12 protein-coding genes are annotated in these 19,185 nt (G+C 51.1%); 5 read left to right on the top strand and 7 right to left on the bottom strand.

Features of this window, described 5'->3' with window-relative positions; translation table 11 throughout:
- Window positions 1-177 precede the first annotated feature (177 nt).
- Window positions 178-1,311, bottom strand: coding sequence for a DNA cytosine methyltransferase (locus ACVBEF_RS04540; protein WP_447122758.1), 1,134 nt, complete (start codon window positions 1,309-1,311; stop codon window positions 178-180).
- A 411-nt stretch (window positions 1,312-1,722) separates the two neighbouring features.
- On the opposite strand from ACVBEF_RS04540, the gene ACVBEF_RS04545 reads away from it, so the two are divergent.
- The 5 genes from ACVBEF_RS04545 (at window position 1,723) to ACVBEF_RS04565 (ending at window position 13,559) form a co-directional block, all read left to right on the top strand.
- Window positions 1,723-4,281, top strand: a complete 2,559-nt coding sequence (locus ACVBEF_RS04545) for a hypothetical protein (RefSeq protein WP_447122759.1) — start codon at window positions 1,723-1,725, stop codon at window positions 4,279-4,281.
- Window positions 4,282-4,292: 11 nt separating this feature from the next.
- On the top strand, window positions 4,293-6,404 hold the full coding sequence (locus ACVBEF_RS04550) for a hypothetical protein (protein ID WP_447122760.1): 2,112 nt from the start codon (window positions 4,293-4,295) through the stop codon (window positions 6,402-6,404).
- Entirely contained in the window at window positions 6,397-9,789 is a 3,393-nt protein-coding gene (locus ACVBEF_RS04555; RefSeq protein ID WP_447122761.1) for a DEAD/DEAH box helicase, read from the top strand. The genes ACVBEF_RS04550 and ACVBEF_RS04555 overlap by 8 nt, the downstream gene beginning before the upstream one ends.
- 51 nt (window positions 9,790-9,840) lie before the next feature.
- Window positions 9,841-11,018, top strand: a protein-coding gene (locus ACVBEF_RS04560; RefSeq protein ID WP_447122149.1) for an IS3 family transposase whose coding sequence is annotated in 2 segments (ribosomal slippage) — window positions 9,841-10,108 and window positions 10,108-11,018 — 1,179 coding nt in all. Because the reading frame shifts where the segments join, the coding sequence is not laid out codon by codon here.
- A 45-nt stretch (window positions 11,019-11,063) separates the two neighbouring features.
- Window positions 11,064-13,559 carry a helicase-related protein gene (locus tag ACVBEF_RS04565; RefSeq protein ID WP_447122762.1) on the top strand — a complete coding sequence of 832 codons (2,496 nt, stop codon included), beginning with the start codon at window positions 11,064-11,066 and terminating at the stop codon, window positions 13,557-13,559.
- Window positions 13,560-13,767: 208 nt separating this feature from the next.
- On the opposite strand, the gene ACVBEF_RS04570 is transcribed toward ACVBEF_RS04565, so the two are convergent.
- The 6 genes from ACVBEF_RS04570 to ACVBEF_RS04595 all read right to left on the bottom strand — a co-directional run bounded on the left by ACVBEF_RS04570 (window position 13,768) and on the right by ACVBEF_RS04595 (window position 19,185).
- Window positions 13,768-14,481, bottom strand: coding sequence for a lytic transglycosylase domain-containing protein (locus ACVBEF_RS04570; RefSeq protein ID WP_447122763.1), 714 nt, complete (start codon window positions 14,479-14,481; stop codon window positions 13,768-13,770).
- A 46-nt stretch (window positions 14,482-14,527) separates the two neighbouring features.
- A complete protein-coding gene (locus ACVBEF_RS04575; protein WP_447122790.1) occupies window positions 14,528-16,513 on the bottom strand; it encodes a type IV secretory system conjugative DNA transfer family protein in 1,986 nt (661 codons plus the stop codon).
- Window positions 16,514-16,917: 404 nt separating this feature from the next.
- Entirely contained in the window at window positions 16,918-17,997 is a 1,080-nt protein-coding gene (locus ACVBEF_RS04580) for a hypothetical protein (protein ID WP_447122764.1), read from the bottom strand.
- Window positions 17,998-18,016: 19 nt separating this feature from the next.
- On the bottom strand, window positions 18,017-18,277 hold the full coding sequence (locus tag ACVBEF_RS04585) for a hypothetical protein (protein ID WP_447122765.1): 261 nt from the start codon (window positions 18,275-18,277) through the stop codon (window positions 18,017-18,019).
- A gap of 46 nt (window positions 18,278-18,323) precedes the next feature.
- Window positions 18,324-18,848: a 1-acyl-sn-glycerol-3-phosphate acyltransferase gene (locus ACVBEF_RS04590; RefSeq protein WP_447122766.1), complete on the bottom strand. Its 525-nt coding sequence runs from the start codon at window positions 18,846-18,848 to the stop codon at window positions 18,324-18,326.
- A gap of 61 nt (window positions 18,849-18,909) precedes the next feature.
- Window positions 18,910-19,185 (bottom strand): KfrB domain-containing protein, encoded by a 276-nt coding sequence (locus tag ACVBEF_RS04595; protein ID WP_447122767.1) that lies wholly within the window; start codon window positions 19,183-19,185, stop codon window positions 18,910-18,912.

Here is a 19,185-nt window from a genome sequence, read left to right on the forward strand (position 1 = left end):
TCTCGCCAACACATGAGATGGGTAGTCAGCAGGGCGCATTTTCTGGCAAAAGTATAGTGTACTGTGATCAATGACTATCTTCCGGCGAAGCTTGCAGTTTATTGCAAGAACATGAGCGAATTGCCGAAGCCATAAGCCGATTAAATTAAACTTTTACATCAGGTGCTGACAAATACGTTACGCAACATCAATCAATGATAACTGATGACTGACCGCTAGCACAGGTTCGAAGATATTACGCGCCAAGTAGGCAACAACTGGTACGGGAACACCGTCACCAGCAAGGTGATATGCGTCATTATAACGCTCCGGTAAAACGTAACTATCGTCCAATCCCATTAATCGAGCTGCTTCTCTTGGCGAAAGTAACCGTGATCGGATAACACTGCCATTTACCGAGATAATCGTCTGTCGGCTCGATCCACCCTTTGGGGTACGTAGACAACCAGCAATACCGTCAAAACGTACTTCTGCTCGTTGTACTCCATCACGCATGCGGCGGTAAATGGTACCTATCTTTAGCTGGCGAGCTTGTTGAGCGAGCATGACTTTTTGCCGGTTTACGTACGTCATCATTTCAAGCAAACGCGAGGTCTGCTCATCGGAATGCCATGCTACCCCTTTTGGATTTTTCTCAATGATGTCGTCCAATGTCTTGAGGTGTAGGCTAGGCACAGGCAGATTCCACCAAAGCCACTTATCTTTGAGTTTGCCAGGGAGACGGTTATGAGCCTTGATGAGTGCAGCTGCGTGCCAAGCTGGATTTGGATTTTCGGCGACTAAGTCCTGTGGGGTCGGTAACCTATCATCGATGCCAATGATGAAGAGGCGCGGTCGTGAATGGGGTACGAAATGCACTGCATCAATGATCATCGCACCCACGAGATAGCCTGCATCTGTCACGGCATTTATGATTGCCTCAAAGTCTTTACCAGCATGGCTGGTCAGTGCACCATATACATTTTCAAGGGCGATAATCTGCGGTCTTCGACCCTCCCTGCTAAGTTGTTTCATCAGCTTGATGAACGCCCAAAAGGTGCCGCTGCGCTCTCCATCCAGGCCAAGCCCATTTCCGGCCAAGGACAGGTCTTGGCAAGGAAAAGATGCCCAAGCGAGATCAGCCTTGCCTGGCAGCTGGTTTGTTTTGATCGATGCAACATCGCAGACGACTAGATGATTATTACCCCAATTAGCGCGATAGGAAGACGCTTTTTTTTCGCATAAATCATTGGCAAATAAACATTGCCAGCTTTTGCCCAAGCCTGCATTGACCATTCCGCCACCTGCGAAAAATTCGTAATAGTGTCCCATCTGAAAAGCCCTTTATTTTATTGCATTGTCCCTGATTCGTAACATTATTGCCATCACATGCTTTGTCGATGTATTAGGACCTAATGATTTGTTAATTAAATAACTATTACTAGGCATACGTTCATAAATATTCATGTTGTAATTTTATAAAAGGATGCTGTAATATCAACACATATGAAGCGATCTAGCAGGACTGCAAAAACAGTCCAAGCCGCAAATTAATTTTTCTTGGTTGTTTGTATAGCACGGCCGCTGTCAAATTATTTTGAACCTCGGCTGCACATTACATATTTGGTTGTGATGCGTACTCAAGCAGTCAACATTTGGTCAGGACTTTACAACCATGCGCTGTATTAACGCTGTTGCGTGGACTATTACGTGAAAAATCAGAACGATGCAAATAGAGATATTGTGACTAGAAAGCTGCCCTCCACCTTGGATGAGTGGGAGCGGCTACTGGTTAATTATTTTTTGATGATTGCGCCAGATGGTGATGCCAGCGATATACATTCTTTTGAGGTGACCCGCAGCACTCTTGCCATAGCTTGCGGGGTTGATATGGCGTTTGAAGAAGAGGTCGAAGTGGCCTTTCGCAAGGTCTTGGTCAATGATCCGTTGTTGATCGAATCTCTTAAGTGTGGATCTCAACGAATTTCTACCAACGAAGTTCCGCGATTTTTTACGCACCTGATATTGACCCTTTTCATCGATAGCCTGCTAGATGGAAAGCACCTTTCGAAAGGTGCCTTTCGTGGAAAACTGTCAGACTGGCTCGGAAAAGGTAAATTTGCGAATCTAAAGGGTGTCGCATCCACGTGGAAAGAACTGGTTACCTGGCTAGATCAGCGAGTGGCGGCGGGAGATGCATTTCGACACTTGGTGTTACCCGATCCGAGGGGCTGGAATCAAATCGGTTACACACGCCGTCTATCGTTCCCCAATCGCTCTGACATCCGGTTAGTCGAACGGGTCGTGCAGGAACGCTGTGTGAGTCTGGATTATCCGGCAGTGGCGCTCAATGCGTTCCTGCTTGTCAAGGATGAGGCGTCGACCGGCTTACGGGACGCAATCGAAGATTTCCGACTTTCTTATTATGCGCAGCGTCGTGCTCTCGCTGAGCACCGCTTCTGGCGATTGCTTACCCGTGTGCGTGTCGGAATGTACAAGGGTACTTCATATCAAACGAATCTCGAACTGATATTCAACGAAGATGCTGAAAGGGAGTTCTGCACGTCCTTTCAAGAAGAAACTGAAATACATGGTTTTAGCAGCCTAGCTGAGGCACTCATTAGTAGTGGGGCCGCCTCTAGCGCCAATCTTGGTCCGGCAATTAACCGTGGCATTCTTTTTTTTCGGCAAACGGGCTTGGGACGCTGGCAAGTTGAGCCGGATCTCGCGCGATGCCACGACCGCGTCTATGTAGCGCTTGCGACCAAGCACGAAGGTACGATAGGCCAGCGACTAGGACAACTGATCAAAGTGGGATGGCTGATTACCGCTGAGCCAAAGTCGATCAAGGTCGTAGACTCAACTCTGACCCAAGCATATTTTTTGGCCGGTGCAGGTGAGCGGATCTTTCGGCCTGCAGTAACCAATGGTGTTCGCGTCCAAGGCCTATGGCTTGGACTACCCCGATTCCTGCCAAGCATTGACGCTGACACCAGCGAACTCGTGGTTTCCGCCAACACCGTTGAAGCACCTGCCGCTAAGATCGTCAGTACAAACGGCGTGGTGCAATTGGTTTCCGACGTACCGCTGGTCGGTATCTACACAGTTAAGCCAGAGCTACACAACGGGGAGCGTTCTGCACCTTGGCAGTTACGGATGCAGTTTGTCGACCGTGCTTTGCCCCATGCCGTCTTGAACGGTGCTCGCTACAAATTGGAGCCTATGCATGACTGGAACTGCGTTGAGTCTCGCCTGGTCTGGTGCGATGGACGGGAAGCGCTTGATTGGGAGCCTGGTAGCACTGCAATGGAGAACCTATTGGAAGCGGTATACGCAGACGGCGGCTCCGGGTGGGACGAGAAGGACTTGGTTGACCTTGTTCGGCGCGCGGCAGACAAACTTGATCCGTGGTTGATGCTACGTTTGTTGCAGGACGCAGGCGTCATTGCGCCGAGGCTACGACAAGGATGGAAGGGCCGTGTATGGACGCTGGTTGCACCGCGCATCGTCAAAGTCTGCTACGGGAATGCTGAGATGGCATTGGTGGAAGGTGCGCTTTGCAGCCAACTGCGTGACGATTTCAAATTGGCTGTCCAAGGCTTAGGTGGGCACTGCTTCAATCGACAAGATGTTGAGCAATGGTCCGTACCTGTGATGGGAGCAGCTGGCGTATCGCCCGTCGCACTGGCTGAGCGATTGGGATGGCCGCTAGCCATGGAGGTAGATACTGCTGGTTCCGTACCGTTTGCGCTTGCTGATACCAAGCGACACGCGGAGCACTATCAGATCGCGTCCACCTGGTGTTGGAGCGCGAGACGCTTTGTGCGCACGGGTGCGATTGACGGGCCGGTTCGGTTGAGCTTGCGATCCCATCAAAATAACACTGACCATGACGTATACCGCGTCGAGCAGGGTGGGCGTTCGTTTCATTATTTATCACGGTGCGCGGCGATCATTGCGGCGCACGGAATGGCCGCCGTCCCTATGTTCGAATTTCGCGGTGACCATATTGCCCGGTTATCCCAGGAAGGCTCTTTGCCAGATTTGCTTTCCGCGATGTTACGGCGATGCCGGCTCAGGGCTGCGGGGATGAATGGACGGCACTACGTCTATCCAGCTTCCGAGGCAGACGTGCGGTGGCTTGTATCTTTACTTCCTGGATGCATAGTCGGGCCGGCAATCAGTGAGCAGTGTTCGGCAGGCTCAGTGCTTTCTACAGCTCGCAGATCGGGAGGCAGACTGCGGCCGCAATGGCTGGATAACCAGCTGGTCTTACAACTTAACAATGAAAGAACAGAATGATATCCAGCCCTATGTGGTACATCGGGCGCTGTGTAAGGCTCCATGAGCATGACAAAGCAGCAAATCTGGAAGTTATCGCCCGTCTGGGTGATAGTGGCTGGGAGCTGGTTAAAAATGCACGGCGCATATTTGGAGGAGCCGGAGAAGTTGATTTCCGCGGTAAAGATGCGAAGACAATCGCACTCGGCGAGTGGGGGAGGTTCCAGCTATCTGGTAAAGGAAACAAGGCAAGTAGCCTCTGGACTGTCGGCGATTACAAACCACTGTACCACTATGTTGATTTGGGACATTTAGGTGGTGCAGAGCAAGTACAACGCTACTTGGCTGCAGAAGAACTGAGAATGTCCGAGCCTCCTGGAGGTTGGGTTTTGCGATCACTCCCGACAGAGGTACTTCTAGTCGACTTGCGCCAAGTCCAAGGCATTGCTCAGATCGCAAATTTGACTGAAAAAGTCCCCGCATTTTCATTTGTTTCCGACGCAATCATTCGTGTACCAGTTGAGGCTGGAGATGTCGTATTGTACGATCTTCGCCATAACGGTAAGCATGTCATTGCTCACATTTACGACTGGTCGTCGGATGAGGCCTATGCGTTGCGCATTGCGCGCGCCATTGCCAATACTTCCGACCCTCGAGTCAATGAGACCATCGCCTGGCTGAAGGAGCATGCGAAGAGTGGTCAAGCTTTACAGTCGTTAAGCGGCAATGATCTTGCTGCTGCCAACGATGCGCTACGCTCGGGAAAGCTGGTTAAGCGTCTCGTAGAGGACCAAGGACTGCTGCGCGGATTCGTGAATGCGATGCTTGCAGATCCTCGTGTTGCTGTACTGGTTAAAACAGGGGCTGATATCATCGCTGCGGAAGAGCGACGCGCAGCGCGCGCCAAATTCGATGCTGATATGCTACGCGAGCTGGAGCCGATACGTCGCCAACAGCTGGCAGCGTTGGATGCAGAAATCGAGAACTTCGCGTGTCAGGCACGTAAAGAAGCTGAGGACCGGCAAGCAGAATGCGTGCTGGCGCTTGAGTGCGAACTAGCTGTACGAAAAAAAGAAGGTGAAGAGAAAATTAGCCGAAGGTTGGACTCACGCACAACCGTGCTCGAAAAACAAGCTGATGAGCTTGCCAGTTGCTGCGACAAGTTACGTGTTGAGCTCGATGCACAACGCGCAGAGTCCGAGGAAATCGACACCCGGCTCCTATCTCTGCGCGCAGAAGAGCTAGAAACGTCAGACAACCTCGACAGACTTCTTGCACTGGTTAGTGTAGCTAAACTGCAAGTTAGCGCCGCATCGTACAGAATGCTAGTCCCCCTGCCAGCACCAAAAGAGGGTACGCCGCTGCAGCTTGCCGAGGTTAACGCTCTTGTCGCACGCTCCCTTCTTCTTTCGGAAACCGGCAAGGTTCTGATGCTACAGTTTCTTGCGCTCGTGCTGGCGGGTGAAGTTCCTGCACTTTGTGGTCCGGACGTTGAGGATTTTCTGTTGATTGCGGAATCCTTGTTTGCAAACGCGGTATCAGTGCGGCTGGAAGCTGATCCGACTATCATCACTTTCGAGGATCTTTGGCTGCGTCCAGGAACCAACGTACAGACAGCTCTGGGCCAGGCGTTGGTGTTCGCCGGTGGCACGGATAAAGCTAATCCGAGAACGATACTGGCCATAATCGAGCGCGCTGAACGTTCAGGTGCGCGCTTCTGGTTTCCTGCCCTCGCTGCGCGCGCCCGGCGCGGTGAGCTGCCACGACGGCTTCTTATATGCATCACCATCGAAAACGAAGATAACGAGGAGGCTGCGAAGGTCTTCGCACGTACTGTACGGTTTGATGTCAGGGCGGCATTAGCGGCAAAGGCTGTCATTGCGGTGATTACTATCCCAACTATTGGTTCTAGGCATGAACTTGACCCCGGTGAGCGCCTGGAAAACCTAACTGATGGGCTTCCCGCCATCGCGCCACACGCACGGCAACTCAGTGTTGCTACCGGGCAGCGGGCCGCACGGGCCGCCGTCGAAGCTGTGAGGCTCGGCGTTGCGTATGAACCTTTAACTGAACTTTTTATAGCTGTGTCAGGTGTTAATACGGTGCCCACTGCTGTCCAACCTTGGAACAGACCTCATGCTTGACCCTATCGGTGGCTTTGACCGTATTAAGAATTTTTTTATCTCTTACGTAGAGACCAGTTTTCGTATTTCAGATCCCTGCGTGACCAAGGCGCGCCGAGATCTGCTTGAATCGTCCGATACGCTGGCGACAGAACCTTTACTTGAACCTGTGCTGCGTTATGAGACGAGCGATAAAAAACTCGAGGAACTGGCCTTATTAGAGCATGGACCTCTTGATAGCCTGTCCGCAGAGGGTAAGCACGCATTCGTCGAACTCGCGTTGTCCGGGTTGTTCGAAGGTGATCCAGCTAACGGAAAAATGCGGCGCAAGTCACGCTATGCTCCTTACCGCCATCAGATATCAATGCTTGAGCGCGGCATTAAACCAGGGCACCCGGGAATCGTTACCTCTGGAACTGGATCGGGCAAAACGGAGAGCTTCATGCTGCCAGTTCTGGCGGCTATCGCGAACGAAGCGGTTGGGTGGGCAGTAGCGGAAGACGGATACTTGCAAGACCGGTGGTGGACACAGTCGGAGACACCTTGGAGCGCGATGCGAAAAAATGAGAGACGACCTGCGGCGGTACGCGCGCTAGTTCTTTATCCGATGAACGCACTGGTCGAAGACCAAATGGCACGTTTGCGCAAAACACTCGATTCGGACGATGCACGCGCCGTGATGAGTGAGAGATTCGCTGGGAATCGTATTTTTTTTGCACAGTACACAAGCGCAACTCCGGTAACCGGTTACCAGACCCATCCGCGTATTGCGGATGACAAGGAAGAAAAAGGGCGCCGCTTACGCCGTCTGAGTAAGTTGCGCCTCGCGATGCAACGTGCTCAGTCTGATCAACAGGCGGCACGCCAGCACGATACCAAGGCATCGGAGGAAGCGGCCGCGCACGGCAAGAACGCACCCGACAAGACCCGCTATATCTTCCCTTCTTTGGATGGTGGCGAAATGCTCTCTCGCTGGGACATGCATGCGGCACCGCCAGACATCATGGTAACCAACGCATCAATGCTCGGGTCAATGCTGTCGCGTGAAATTGAGAATCCGATTTTCGATAAAACCAGAGATTGGCTTATGTCGCATGACGATGCGTATTTTTACCTGGTGTTTGATGAGCTTCACTTAATACGGGGTTCTGCCGGTACCGAGATCGCATTCCTGATAAAGACTTTGATCGTGCGCCTCGGACTTGATCATCCACAGTACCGGCAAAAGCTGCGTATCCTGGCATCGTCAGCATCATTGCCCATGGACGGTAACGATGGCGCGCAATCGCGCACCTATCTACGCGACCTGTTCGCGCCGTTCGGCACTAGCAAATTTGCTGGGGACCCCGGTTCGACCGACCCTGATTTCTGGGAAGAATGTGTGGTCAAGGGTGTGCCGAATATTCCGACCTGGAGCGGCGGCTCAATCGATCCTGTTCCGTTCGCACGTCTAATGGAGATCGCACTTGTCGGTGGCAACGGCTTTGTTGCCAAGCTAAGTCGCACTGACGAGTTAAGCGTCGCCGTTAAGGCCGCTGCACATGCACTCGGAATACGCAGCGGCTCAGAGGAAGAAATCGTGAAGAAGCTAGCCGAAGCGGCGGCGGCGGCACTGACGAGTGCCTGCCGTGACGGCGATGGGGTGCGTGCGACCAGTATCGTTGACGTGGCCAGCCGAATTTTCATGCCAGGATCGACCAATTTTGTGCTATCCCTGCGCGGTTTAATGCTCGCGCGCGCACTGCCCGAAACAAGAGCTTGGAACACTGATCTTCATGCGGTTGTTTTAAACATCCCATCCTTCAGATTTCATACATTTATTCGCAATATTGAGGGCTTGTTTGCTGCTCCGTACCCAACCAAGGATGGCGTCGTCTTCAGTAACTTCACCATAGAACGCGGCTTATCCCACGCCCGCACTCTCGCTGGAGAAAAACGTGGTCGCCGCCTATTCGAACTGCTGTATTGCGAAGCTTGCGGGGATCTGTTGATCGGGGGGCAGCGCGGCGAGAGAACATTGGAGAGCATGGAGACCGAGCTGTTGCCATCCTCTGGAAATATCGAGAACCTGCCTGAAGGCGCAGCCAACGAGTACTACGACGACATGAAAATGGAAGAGTTCGCTGTATTCTGGCCGCAGCGGCGCGAACCGCTCGGCCCTGATCGCGACTACGACACTTGGGAGTTAGCTCACCTTGACCCGCATTCCGGTGTAGTTGCAGTTAACAAAATGGATAAAGATGTACCTGACGGGCATATCGGTGGCTATTTATATTTCCAAAAGCTTGAAGCGGTAAAAATAAAAAATGGGAAAGGTAAGGTTACCGGCGCGCGGTCAGCGCAACCGTTCTGTTGCCCGAAATGCGGTACAGACTATTCGAGACGTCCTGCCTCCAACCGCTCACGCTCGCCGATTCGTGCGTTCCGTACTGGCGTTAGCAAAGCCTCGCAGCTAATTGCAACCGAACTATTTGAGCTACTACACGCTGTCAGTGCCGAAGCCAAAGGTATTTGTTTTTCTGATAGCCGGCAGGATGCGGCTAACCAAGCACTTGAGATTGAGAGCATGCATTTGCGTGACCTGCGACGTGAGGTTCTGGTGACTGCCGCACGCGCTTGTGCGGAGCGACAAAGCAAGGAGTGGATAACCCGTGCAGAGTACGCGAAGCGGATTGTAGAGCTATTAGGGGAAGGTAAATCTAATGAATTTGACGAACTCAATGATCGCTATCGTGCGCAAGGTCGGCCATCGGATACACCACCGGGAGGTGGGCGCATCGTCGCGCTCAGTAAGTTGTTGCAGTCCGACAGCAATGAAGGTCGAATGGGAGAACTGGTCGCTGAGTTCGTCCGGATGGGAGTCCATCCGTTCGATAAAACCGGGCGCAAGGGATTCGGTCGCCACCAATGGCACGAGCTGTTCGTACTAGAAGAGAAAAATGTCACCTATCGTGATGACTTGACGGGGGCGGAACGCGCAGACTTGAGCAGCAAAATTTTGTTGCAGCAATACGAATTGATCGATGACGTCATCTTCTCGAATACCTTCTTCGCACTGGAAGAGACTGGACTCGCCTATCCGTGTGTGTCGGACCGTGATACAGCAGAAGACAAAGAGCTTGACGCATGGCTGCGGATTTTCGCCGGTGCCTACCGGATACGTGAAAATCAGTATGTCGATGACGATCTCATAAAGGAATGGGTAACTGGTACTGACATCACACACAAACGGGTCAAGAAGGTTGCACAAAGGATCTTTGGCGAGTCCACCTGTACTGAGCGCCTGACCGATATCCTCGGTCGGCTCACGGCGGCGGGGCACAGAAGCGGTATGTTTGGTATTGGTAACTTATATCTGAAGATGACGGAGGCCGGCGACCCGTACTGGCGTTGTGCTGTGGTCTAATTTTTCCGGACACCTCAATGGGTGGATAATCCATCAACTGAGGAAATATAAATGTCAAAGCAACATAAGAATTACGACAGCAGCCTGAAGCTGGAAGTCGTGCGGATGATCAAAGAACAAGGCCTGAGTATTCAACATGTCAGCGCCAGTATGAACATAGGCACCACAGCAATTCGTCGTTGGGTAACGCAGTACGGCGCTGAGCAGAACGGCAAGCCGGGGATAGGATTACCGCTGACCTCCGAGCAGCAACGGATACGACAATTAGAAAACGATAATCGCCAACTTCGCCAGGATGTTGATATCTTAAAAAAAGCATCGGCCTTCTTTGCCCGGGAAATGAAATGAGCTATCAACTCATTCGTCAACTGCAAGAGAAGGCCTTCCCGGTAAAACACTGCTGCCGCGTCCTGAGCGTGAGTCGTTCTGGCTATTACGAGGCACAGCATCGTGCTGCTAAACCGGTTTTGTGTAAAACAAGCGTTCACCTGAAGGCTGCTTTTATGGCCAGCCATCAAAGCTATGGCAGTCGTCGGTTGGTCACCGCAATGAGGAATCAAGGCTTTGTGATCGGTCGCTACAAGATACGTAGCCTGATGCGCCGAGCCAGCTTAAAACCCGTTTGGAAACGTAAGTTTATCCACACAACAGACAGCAAACATAACTTGCCAGTAGCCGCTAATATCCTCAACCGGCAGTTCAATCCTGCTGCACCAGACTTGGCGTATGTCACTGATATTACCTACATCCGTACTGGTGCCGGGTGGCTGTATCTGGCCATCGTCCTGGATTTGTTCGCACGCAAAATAGTCGGTTGGGCGATGGCTCCGAGCATGCCAGCAGAACTGGTTTGTGCTGCTCTGAACATGGCGATTGCGCAACGACAACCAGCCTCCGGGCTAATTGTCCATTCCGATCGCGGCAGCCAATATGCCAGCCAGCTCTACCAGGGCCTTCTCGATGAACATGGCTTTGTTTGCAGTATGAGCCGCCGTGCAAACTGCTGGGACAATGCCGTTGCTGAACGCTTCTTCCTCAATCTCAAGATGGAACGCGTCTGGCAACGCCAATATGCCAACCACGCGGAGGCTAGCAAAGACATTACTGCTTACATTGTCGGGTTCTATAACACCGAGCGATTCAATTCAGTATTGGGAAATCTGTCGCCCGTCGCCTACGAGCGAAAAATGGCAGAAAAAAAACCTATTGTTGTGTCCGAAATTACTTGACCACCACATTGCCATACCTGCGAGCGCGTCCATTTGCATATCGGTGTGCAGCACTGCACACGTTGCAGCGATCGACTGGACGAATTGCCAAATGGCAAGGTGGAGGAACTATGGAGCAACAACTTTCTTGGTAAGCGCATCGTCCGGGGAGCCGACGATGGCGTAGCGCGGTTCCGACTCCGCGTGGAGGAGTTGACCGGACAAACCGATAATTTTTCCGACAGATTAAGAAAATTTAAGGGAATTTTCGTCAATGGTGAGAGTGATACCCAGAAACTGGCCTGTGAGATTGACATGCTATCGGCCACTACTACCATGGAGGTTGGTATCGATATCGGCTCATTGCAGAGCGTGTATCAGGCAAACATGCCGCCCCAGCGATTTAACTACCAGCAGCGTGTCGGTCGCGCTGGTCGGCGCGGGAAAGCGTTTTCCTTTGTCGTTACTTTCTGCCGGGGTCGTACCCATGATGCCTATTACTTTGCACATCCGAAAGCGATCACTGGCGACGCACCACCGCCACCATTCCTTGCGGTAAATCACGAGCCGATACCGCTGCGGTTGCTACGGAAAACTTGGCTACGTGCAGCATTCCAGTATCTACGCGATGAGTGTCACGCTAAGGGCGAGAGTTATCCTGGCGACCTGCTATCTCCACCAGATATTCACGGCGAGTACGTCACCACTGCGGACTATTACTGTAACCTGAAAGCGCAATGGCCGCGTCGCCTTCGCGTAGCGCTCGACGCCACGTTTGAGGTGCGGGACCGGTTCGTGCAAACTGCGACTTTCGAGGTGCAACGTCAGAAGCTGCTAGCGCGCGCGACTACAAATCAACTGATGATGGAAATCGATAGTCTTGGGCAATATGCGCCCAAAATGCCGTTCGGTCTGGCGCGATTCTTCGCAGAGTGGGGGCTACTGCCGATGTACGGCATGCCGACTCGCGTACGGCCGCTATACCTCGGCCTGCGCAAAGAGGGCACCAATGGTAGCGCCGATTATGTGTGGTCAACGATGAGCCGCGATTTGGATCTTGCCGTGTTCGAATATGCGCCGGGTGCGATCCTCGTGAAGGACAAGCAAAGACACAAAGTCGTAGGCTTCACAGGTAACCTTACAGACCCTCAGTGGCGTAAAGAAGTCCTATCGGTACGGGCGGTGTCGAACTGGTGGGAGTCTAAAACGTTCGTAGCGATTTGTGCCTCTTGCGGATCAGCCAAGCACCACGAAGAAATACCGATATTGGACATTTCATGCGAGGACTGTCAGAGCCTTATCTCAATGAGTAATTTCAGCGAGTACCGGACCCCGACGGCTTTCCGCACCGATTTCTATCCCCAGGAAGACAGCGACGATGTTGGACGCATGGCTCAGCGCACCGTCGCTACGGTGCTTGATGAAGGCGAGCCAGTTCCTTACAAGAACATGGTTGTGCGGCGTGGTGCAGGTGCCACAATCATGCAGCTAAATGACGGAGTGCCAGACGCCGAGGGAAATGGTCAGCGCTTCAAGGTCGATGAAGTGATTGATCTCCGTGTGCCATTGCCATCCTCATCAAAAAACCTGCAACTGAATCAGTCACAGGCAATTGAGAGCAGTGTGCTTGAAAACGCGAAGCGCGGCCGCTGGGAGGTCAATGCTTCTACCGGCGTCCAGTTCGGCTTGATCTCACGCAAGAAAACAGATGCGCTCTATCTGGAGATAAGTAAGTTTGACCGGCGTCTAACATTGGATTGTGTGGCTCGAAAGGGAGAGTTTTTCGACATTGCGACTCGAGCGGCAGCCATCAGTGCGACACAGATTTTGGTGCAAAAAGCAGCGCTCGTACTCGACGTATCTGCAGAGGAGTTCGAGGTGATCGAGCCACGTCTGCGTGGCGGTATGCCAATGTTGCAGATTGCGGACTCGTTAATCAACGGCTCCGGGCTATGCAGGCGTCTTGGCTATCCGATCGTCCCGGGTGGCAAACCATACATCGCCCAACTGATCGAAGATATCCTCGGTAACGAGCATGTCTGGCCACTTGAAGACTTCCTCGACGTGAATGGTGAACATGCTCACGCAGAGCAATGCAAAACTTCGTGCTATCGCTGTATTCAGCGATTTGGCAATCGCCGCTACCACGGGTTGCTGGATTGGCGTCTTGGACTTTCCTACTTGCGTGCGTTGATCGACGACCATTATTCATGCGGTCTTAATGCACGTGATCACTCGCTGCCAGAGATATCTGGCTGGCACGAATACGCACACAGTCTGGCGGAGTCGGTCGTAGCAATGCGATCAGGCAGATTAAACTACGAAAACCTCAAGCATTCTGGTCTCCCCTGCATTATTGAACGTACGCCTGATGGCGATGAATTGTCGCGCACTGTTGTTATCCATCCGTTGTGGCGAAGAAATGAACAAGTGATGTCGATAGTCTTAGGCACTGACTGGTCTAAGCGACTGACGTTTGTCGATACGTTTAATCTGGAACGGCGTCCTTTACGCATCCTCGCGGATATTCGCAGTAAACTTACCAACGACAAGGCTGTATGACTGGTTGCGCGTCTACGATTTTCTATACGACTCATGGGAAGTGCATTGATAAGTAGGCAGATGTTGCTGTGAGCTATATGTAGATTTGATTTCGAATTCCATAAAACGATTTGGATGCAGCGCATAGCCGAAGCGGTTAGGTTCTCTTTGCTTTCACACATACCGACAGCAGTATAAAAAAGGTAATAGCTAATTTAATGAAACCGCGCTACTTGCTTTCAAACGAAGTCACAATCATCGTAAAATCTTCTTTTGCATATTTTTGCGATTCGGCAGGAAGAACCGGTTTGCGCGCCAGGCGGTCGGGAGCACGCAATCTATCCGGCCGAGCTGTGCTTTTTACCTTACGATTAAGTGCGGGTACGATCACGGAAGATGCCTTGGTTTCCGTGGAACCGCCCTCTACCAGCACCAATGGTTTGCCCACCTGATCCGTCACTCTATCGACATAACCATCGTTTTCTCCTCGAAAAAAATCACCTGAGTTGTAACTCGATAGCGCAGCGCGTAGCGCTTGCTGGCTGGTGTCGAAGCGACTCAACGCAGACTGGTAGAACTCGGTCAGTACAAGTGCTCCGGCTTTGACGTTCTTACATGGTTCGAACATGTCTTCGATCGAGACACCCAATCGAGGAAGGTTACGATCGTTGATTTGGGCAAGGCCGATGGATACGGTGTGGCCATTTTCCAGCAGTTTTTTTACGACGGCTACAGCTTCAATTTTGTCGGCTGGATAGATGGACCGCACTAGGTGTTTGCGTTGTTTCCATGGCAGCTTTAGCGGACCTGCATCTGCGATTGCCAACACATTCCCACCTGATTCTGCGGATAGCACAGCGCGCATTGTTTCAGGATGAACCGCTGGTGCGCACCGCGTCAATAATGCCTCTACTTCTTCGGCTGCTGTCACTTGGCTGGCCACGAGCATGGCCAGGCAAAATATTGCTCCACATAGTTTCATCTCATTCCTAGAAAACACTCAAGAGGGCAACACTTTCAATCGTGCCGATCTTATGCGCCATAGCGATGATTTCTTCTTTTTCGGTGTCACTTAAATGATGGACGCGACCTGCGTAAAAAGATTGTTTTTTCATTGGCATGGCCACTATGCCATCGTCGGTTACATCCGCTGAACCTTTAACATTAAGTGCGCCACAATCAGCATCCGCTGTGACTACTCCCTCTGTTGTTGCAGACGCCACTTGCTTTTGCCAAAGCTGCCGGTTTTGCATTTCCCGATCAATCAGTGGATTCGAAACAGGTGTGACAACCACGACCGCCGAACGCAGAATGTCCGACTTAGCCGGCGCAGGAATTTTTGACCGTGCGTTCATGGCTTTGTCTTCGTAGTATTTGATTTTTCGACCGTAAATCGGCGCGGACCCTGCGACGAAAATGACCATGTCTTCACGTGATAACGCCAGAAATTCGGCCGAGGTCATCAGTTCTCGCCCGGTCTTATCTTCGGAAACAGAAACGTTGCCTGTATCGACGCCCATCTGCTTAAACGAGGTGCTGCGTTTCTCTTCAGTGATCGTCGTTTTTCCGGTCATGGCGGCTAATTTTTCAGCGGTCTCGCTGGTATTCGGTGCGTAGGAAATTCTGACGTGGCAACCGGCTACGATCGTTTGTTTATCGCCATAGGCATCTTCGAGTTGAATGATGTCCTGGCAAATCAAATAGCATTTCATGCCGTATCCGGCCATGTAGCCGAGCGCCTCTTGCAAAACAGTCAGCTTGCGCAGGGATGGCAATTCGTCGATCACTAACAGAAGCCGGTGCTTATAACTTTGCACAGGTGCCCCGCCAGCGAACTGCATATCTGCTGCATTGCGTCGAATAACCATCGCGTAAAAAAGCCGCGAAAGTGATGTCATACGTTCCAGATCTGCCGGTTGGACAACGTAGTAGCAAGACACTGGCTTATCTGAATTCATCAAATCCCTAACCAGGAAATCCGATGTTGCGGTATTGCGCGCCACCACTGGATCGAGATACAAGGACAAGAACGATTTTGCGGTCGATAAAACTGACGTTCTTTCTTTGTCTTCTTTATTGAGCATTGTTTTTGCTGCATTCGCGACTGCCGGATGAATCGATGTTCTGTTGTTATCGGTATCAAGCCAATGGGTTTTTCCCTCTGGATCATGCTGCGTTTGCAGCATCGTGGTGTACATCTGTTTTTCGTCTTCCCATCGCGGGTCGCCGAGATACTGTGCCATCCCTGCCATAGTCGCTGTTTTACCTTCGTACCGCAGGTGCAGTGCCAGGCCAGTCAAGAACTCCCAGGAAGTTTTAGCCCAATGGTCTTCAAGACCTTCCCCTTTCGGGTCGCACACCATATTCATGATGGACTGTGCATCTTGCACATCCATATCGGTAAAAATACGGATTTCATCTAGCGGATTCCAGCGTGCTGCAGAACCATCCAGACAAGCTGGTTCAAATCGGATAACTGTTTGTCCGGCAGCCTGACGAAACCCAGACGTCAGCGCCCAGTTTTCATTTTTAATGTCATTGATGAGTACTGAATGACGCCACGTATACAACGTGGGTAAAATTAGTCCGACGCCTTTGCCGGAGCGCGTTGGGGCAAAGGCAAGGATGTGGGCCGGATTATCATCGCGCAGGAGTTTGACTTGCTTAACAATCGTACTTAACGCAACTTTTGGTACGCCATCTTTATCGCGCTGCTGCCGGCGTTGAAAGATCGGACCTTCCATCACTGAGCGATACCGACGATGATATTTCGGGTGCATAGGATGAATAATGGCGTTTTTTGAATCTACCATCACCGAGCCAATGATTGCGCCATCAACCTGCCGTTCATTGGTTGGATAGAAGCCGGTTGCATCTACTTCTTTTACACTTGCCCAGTGTGCTGAGCCATGAAGATCATCCATGCCAGCTTTTTTTCTGGCCAACATGAACACGTAACAAACACCGCACAGCATGGCAACCACAACGGTGCCAATACCTAACGCCAGCATGCGCTTGACCAACATCCGTAATGGGTCGTAGTCGCCCAAGCGCCAGCCCCAACCAACCCAGTCTAGCGGAAAGTAAATGGCTATTTTTCCAGCAATAAACATAGGCTCACCCAAGCCGGTGTCATATTGCACGGCGGACGCGAACCACTGGGTAGGCACTGTAGAAAATATGAACCACGTCATGACCGCCAACAACAATGCAGCTAACGCATTTTGAACTGGCGATCGTTTTGATCGAAATTTCAACATCTGACTGCTGTTATTGGACATTACACGCCTTCAAAAAACATTACATTATTTTGAAAAGATAGGAATTTGATCGTTTATAAACTTTAGTCACAAAAGGAAATATATGACAATAATTTGCGTCATCGTCCGCCAATAGTCTCTTTTATCCTTGGTTGCGACTGAATTATTACTCCCACATTGCCACCACTATATTTGATTCGCACCACATCCCCTTTGCTCGGGCGCGCCACTCCATCCGGCAATTCCTTGTGAGGAAAAATCAGCACCGAGTCGCGCGACCATTTTATGACTGATGACCGGTGATCAATCGCGACGACTGTACCGAAATAATTTCCCCGCTGTTGATCAGGTATCGTGATCTTGAGTCCCGCATCCTCAGCAAGTTGTTGTGCCGATGGCATATCTAACTTCACCCCACGATTATCAAAAACCTGCCCGATAATCTGACTTCCTTGTTTTGAAGCAAAGTCTTTGACCATCCCGGATACCAAAGCAGCTTGCACTGATGCAATCCCGCTCAGCGATGGACTACCGCGCAAAATACGTGCAATGGATTCTGGCACAAGGTCAGAGAACTTCGCAGCCGGTTTTCCATTTGCCCACCCGGGAATGGTTGAGCGAACCTCTGCCATTGCCAATTCACCAGCGGCATACACAAACAAATTCTTCACATCTCTCAGTGCAATGCTGGATGGCAGCTTGTATTTGCCATCGATGCCATCGATCTCGAAGCCAGTCACGCGGTGCATAATCGCCTGGCCCGCCAAAAATTGCATTGAGGTTCTAGTCTCCAGTGGCGCAGTGCCAGCCAGTCCTACTTCAACGTCTCCGGCAGAGAATACTGTTTGCAATGTGTTCATCGCGGTGGGTAGTTCTGTTGTCACCGTGGCAGTTACAGGCCCCAAGGATTGCTCCGCAGCTTTCAGAAAATCGAATTTCAAACCTCCGAATACGGATTCCCGATCGCCAAACAGACTCGGACGAAAATCTGCTTGGATCAAGATGGCGCGTGCATCATCAACCCCCAATGATGCCAAAATCCCCACTGCTGCGTCTACTTGACCCGCATTTACTAAACTCCTGAGCAATAAGGCCTCCGCCCTACTCCAACCGTCGCTGTGTAATATGGGCGGCCCTAAGCGGCGATTTTTAGCCGTTACGACGGCTTGTTTTGATGCACTGTCAATTTCGGCATTCATTCAGTCACCTTGCCAATATTCAACCAAACTCAGGATGTACCAACATCGACCAGTCGCTTTCGCTCCCGCTTAACGTAGCCCTAATTTTTACAACGGCATCTTCATACTCTTTTAAAGAAGTTGCTCCCAGCGCTTTGAATTCGGGCATCTCCCTCTCAATTAACGCCCAAGCTTCAGACTGATCCGGGGCAACGACTACAACGTGCTGGATTGCGGCAACGCCTGACGTCATTGTCTTTTGTCCCGGAATAACAAAAACCTGATCTGTATTGATGCCCATAAAAAATTTCCCTCATTAACATTAAGTAATGTCTTAGCTAATATAATTAAAATTTGATGTGAATCGCTGGCCACCAATGTTTGCCGCTTTTACTGAAAAGACGGCTACGTTCGGCACCATCTATCCGCACATCAAGAACCATAGCACCTGATTGCCTCTGAAGCCAGGCGACCCCTGCTTGATCAGTTGAACGACAGCCATCAACAGAGATAGCACCTTCAGGAAAAATCATCACAGGGCGATTTGATCGCAAGGCCCTTAACAGATACCGCAGACCATGCGGCGTATGTTGATCTATCGCCACGACTTCACCAAAGCCTATCCAGACGAGTAGGCGCAAACCGTGTGCCGTCATACTGATTCCTCGTACAAATGGAACTTCAACGGCGAACAACAATGGCACCGGTGACGCTAGACAGATCAGCAATCCATCAAGCAATGAAATGTGGTTCGCCGTGACAATTGCGCATCCATGGCGCTGAAGTTTTGTTGAGATGGCCGAATACTTGATCTGCACCCTGAATACCAGTAAAACAACATAGCGGAATAATATTCGAATCATTCTTTTCATAAAATTTATTATAACAATTAATTATGCCGTGAAGAAATGTCTTTAGTCGCTAAAGCTTTGCCTAACGGGTATTCATCGCGACCCCAACCGAATGATTGTCGTGCAACAGTGGATCCACGATTTTGGCTAGCCCATCTTTGTACGCTATGTCCACTTTGTCGCCTTTATTCGGCGGTGTTTCAAAGTTTGCCAGATCATGCGCAACCAGATTACCTCGTCCTGTATCCTGAATCACGTGATCGTTCTGAATATCGATCACTGAACCAATGAATCGGCCATCTGATACAACCAGAGCACCATTAGGTAACCGCTTTTCTTCAGCATTATTGAAATTCAT

The sequence above is a fragment of the Glaciimonas sp. GG7 genome (assembly GCF_052976905.1).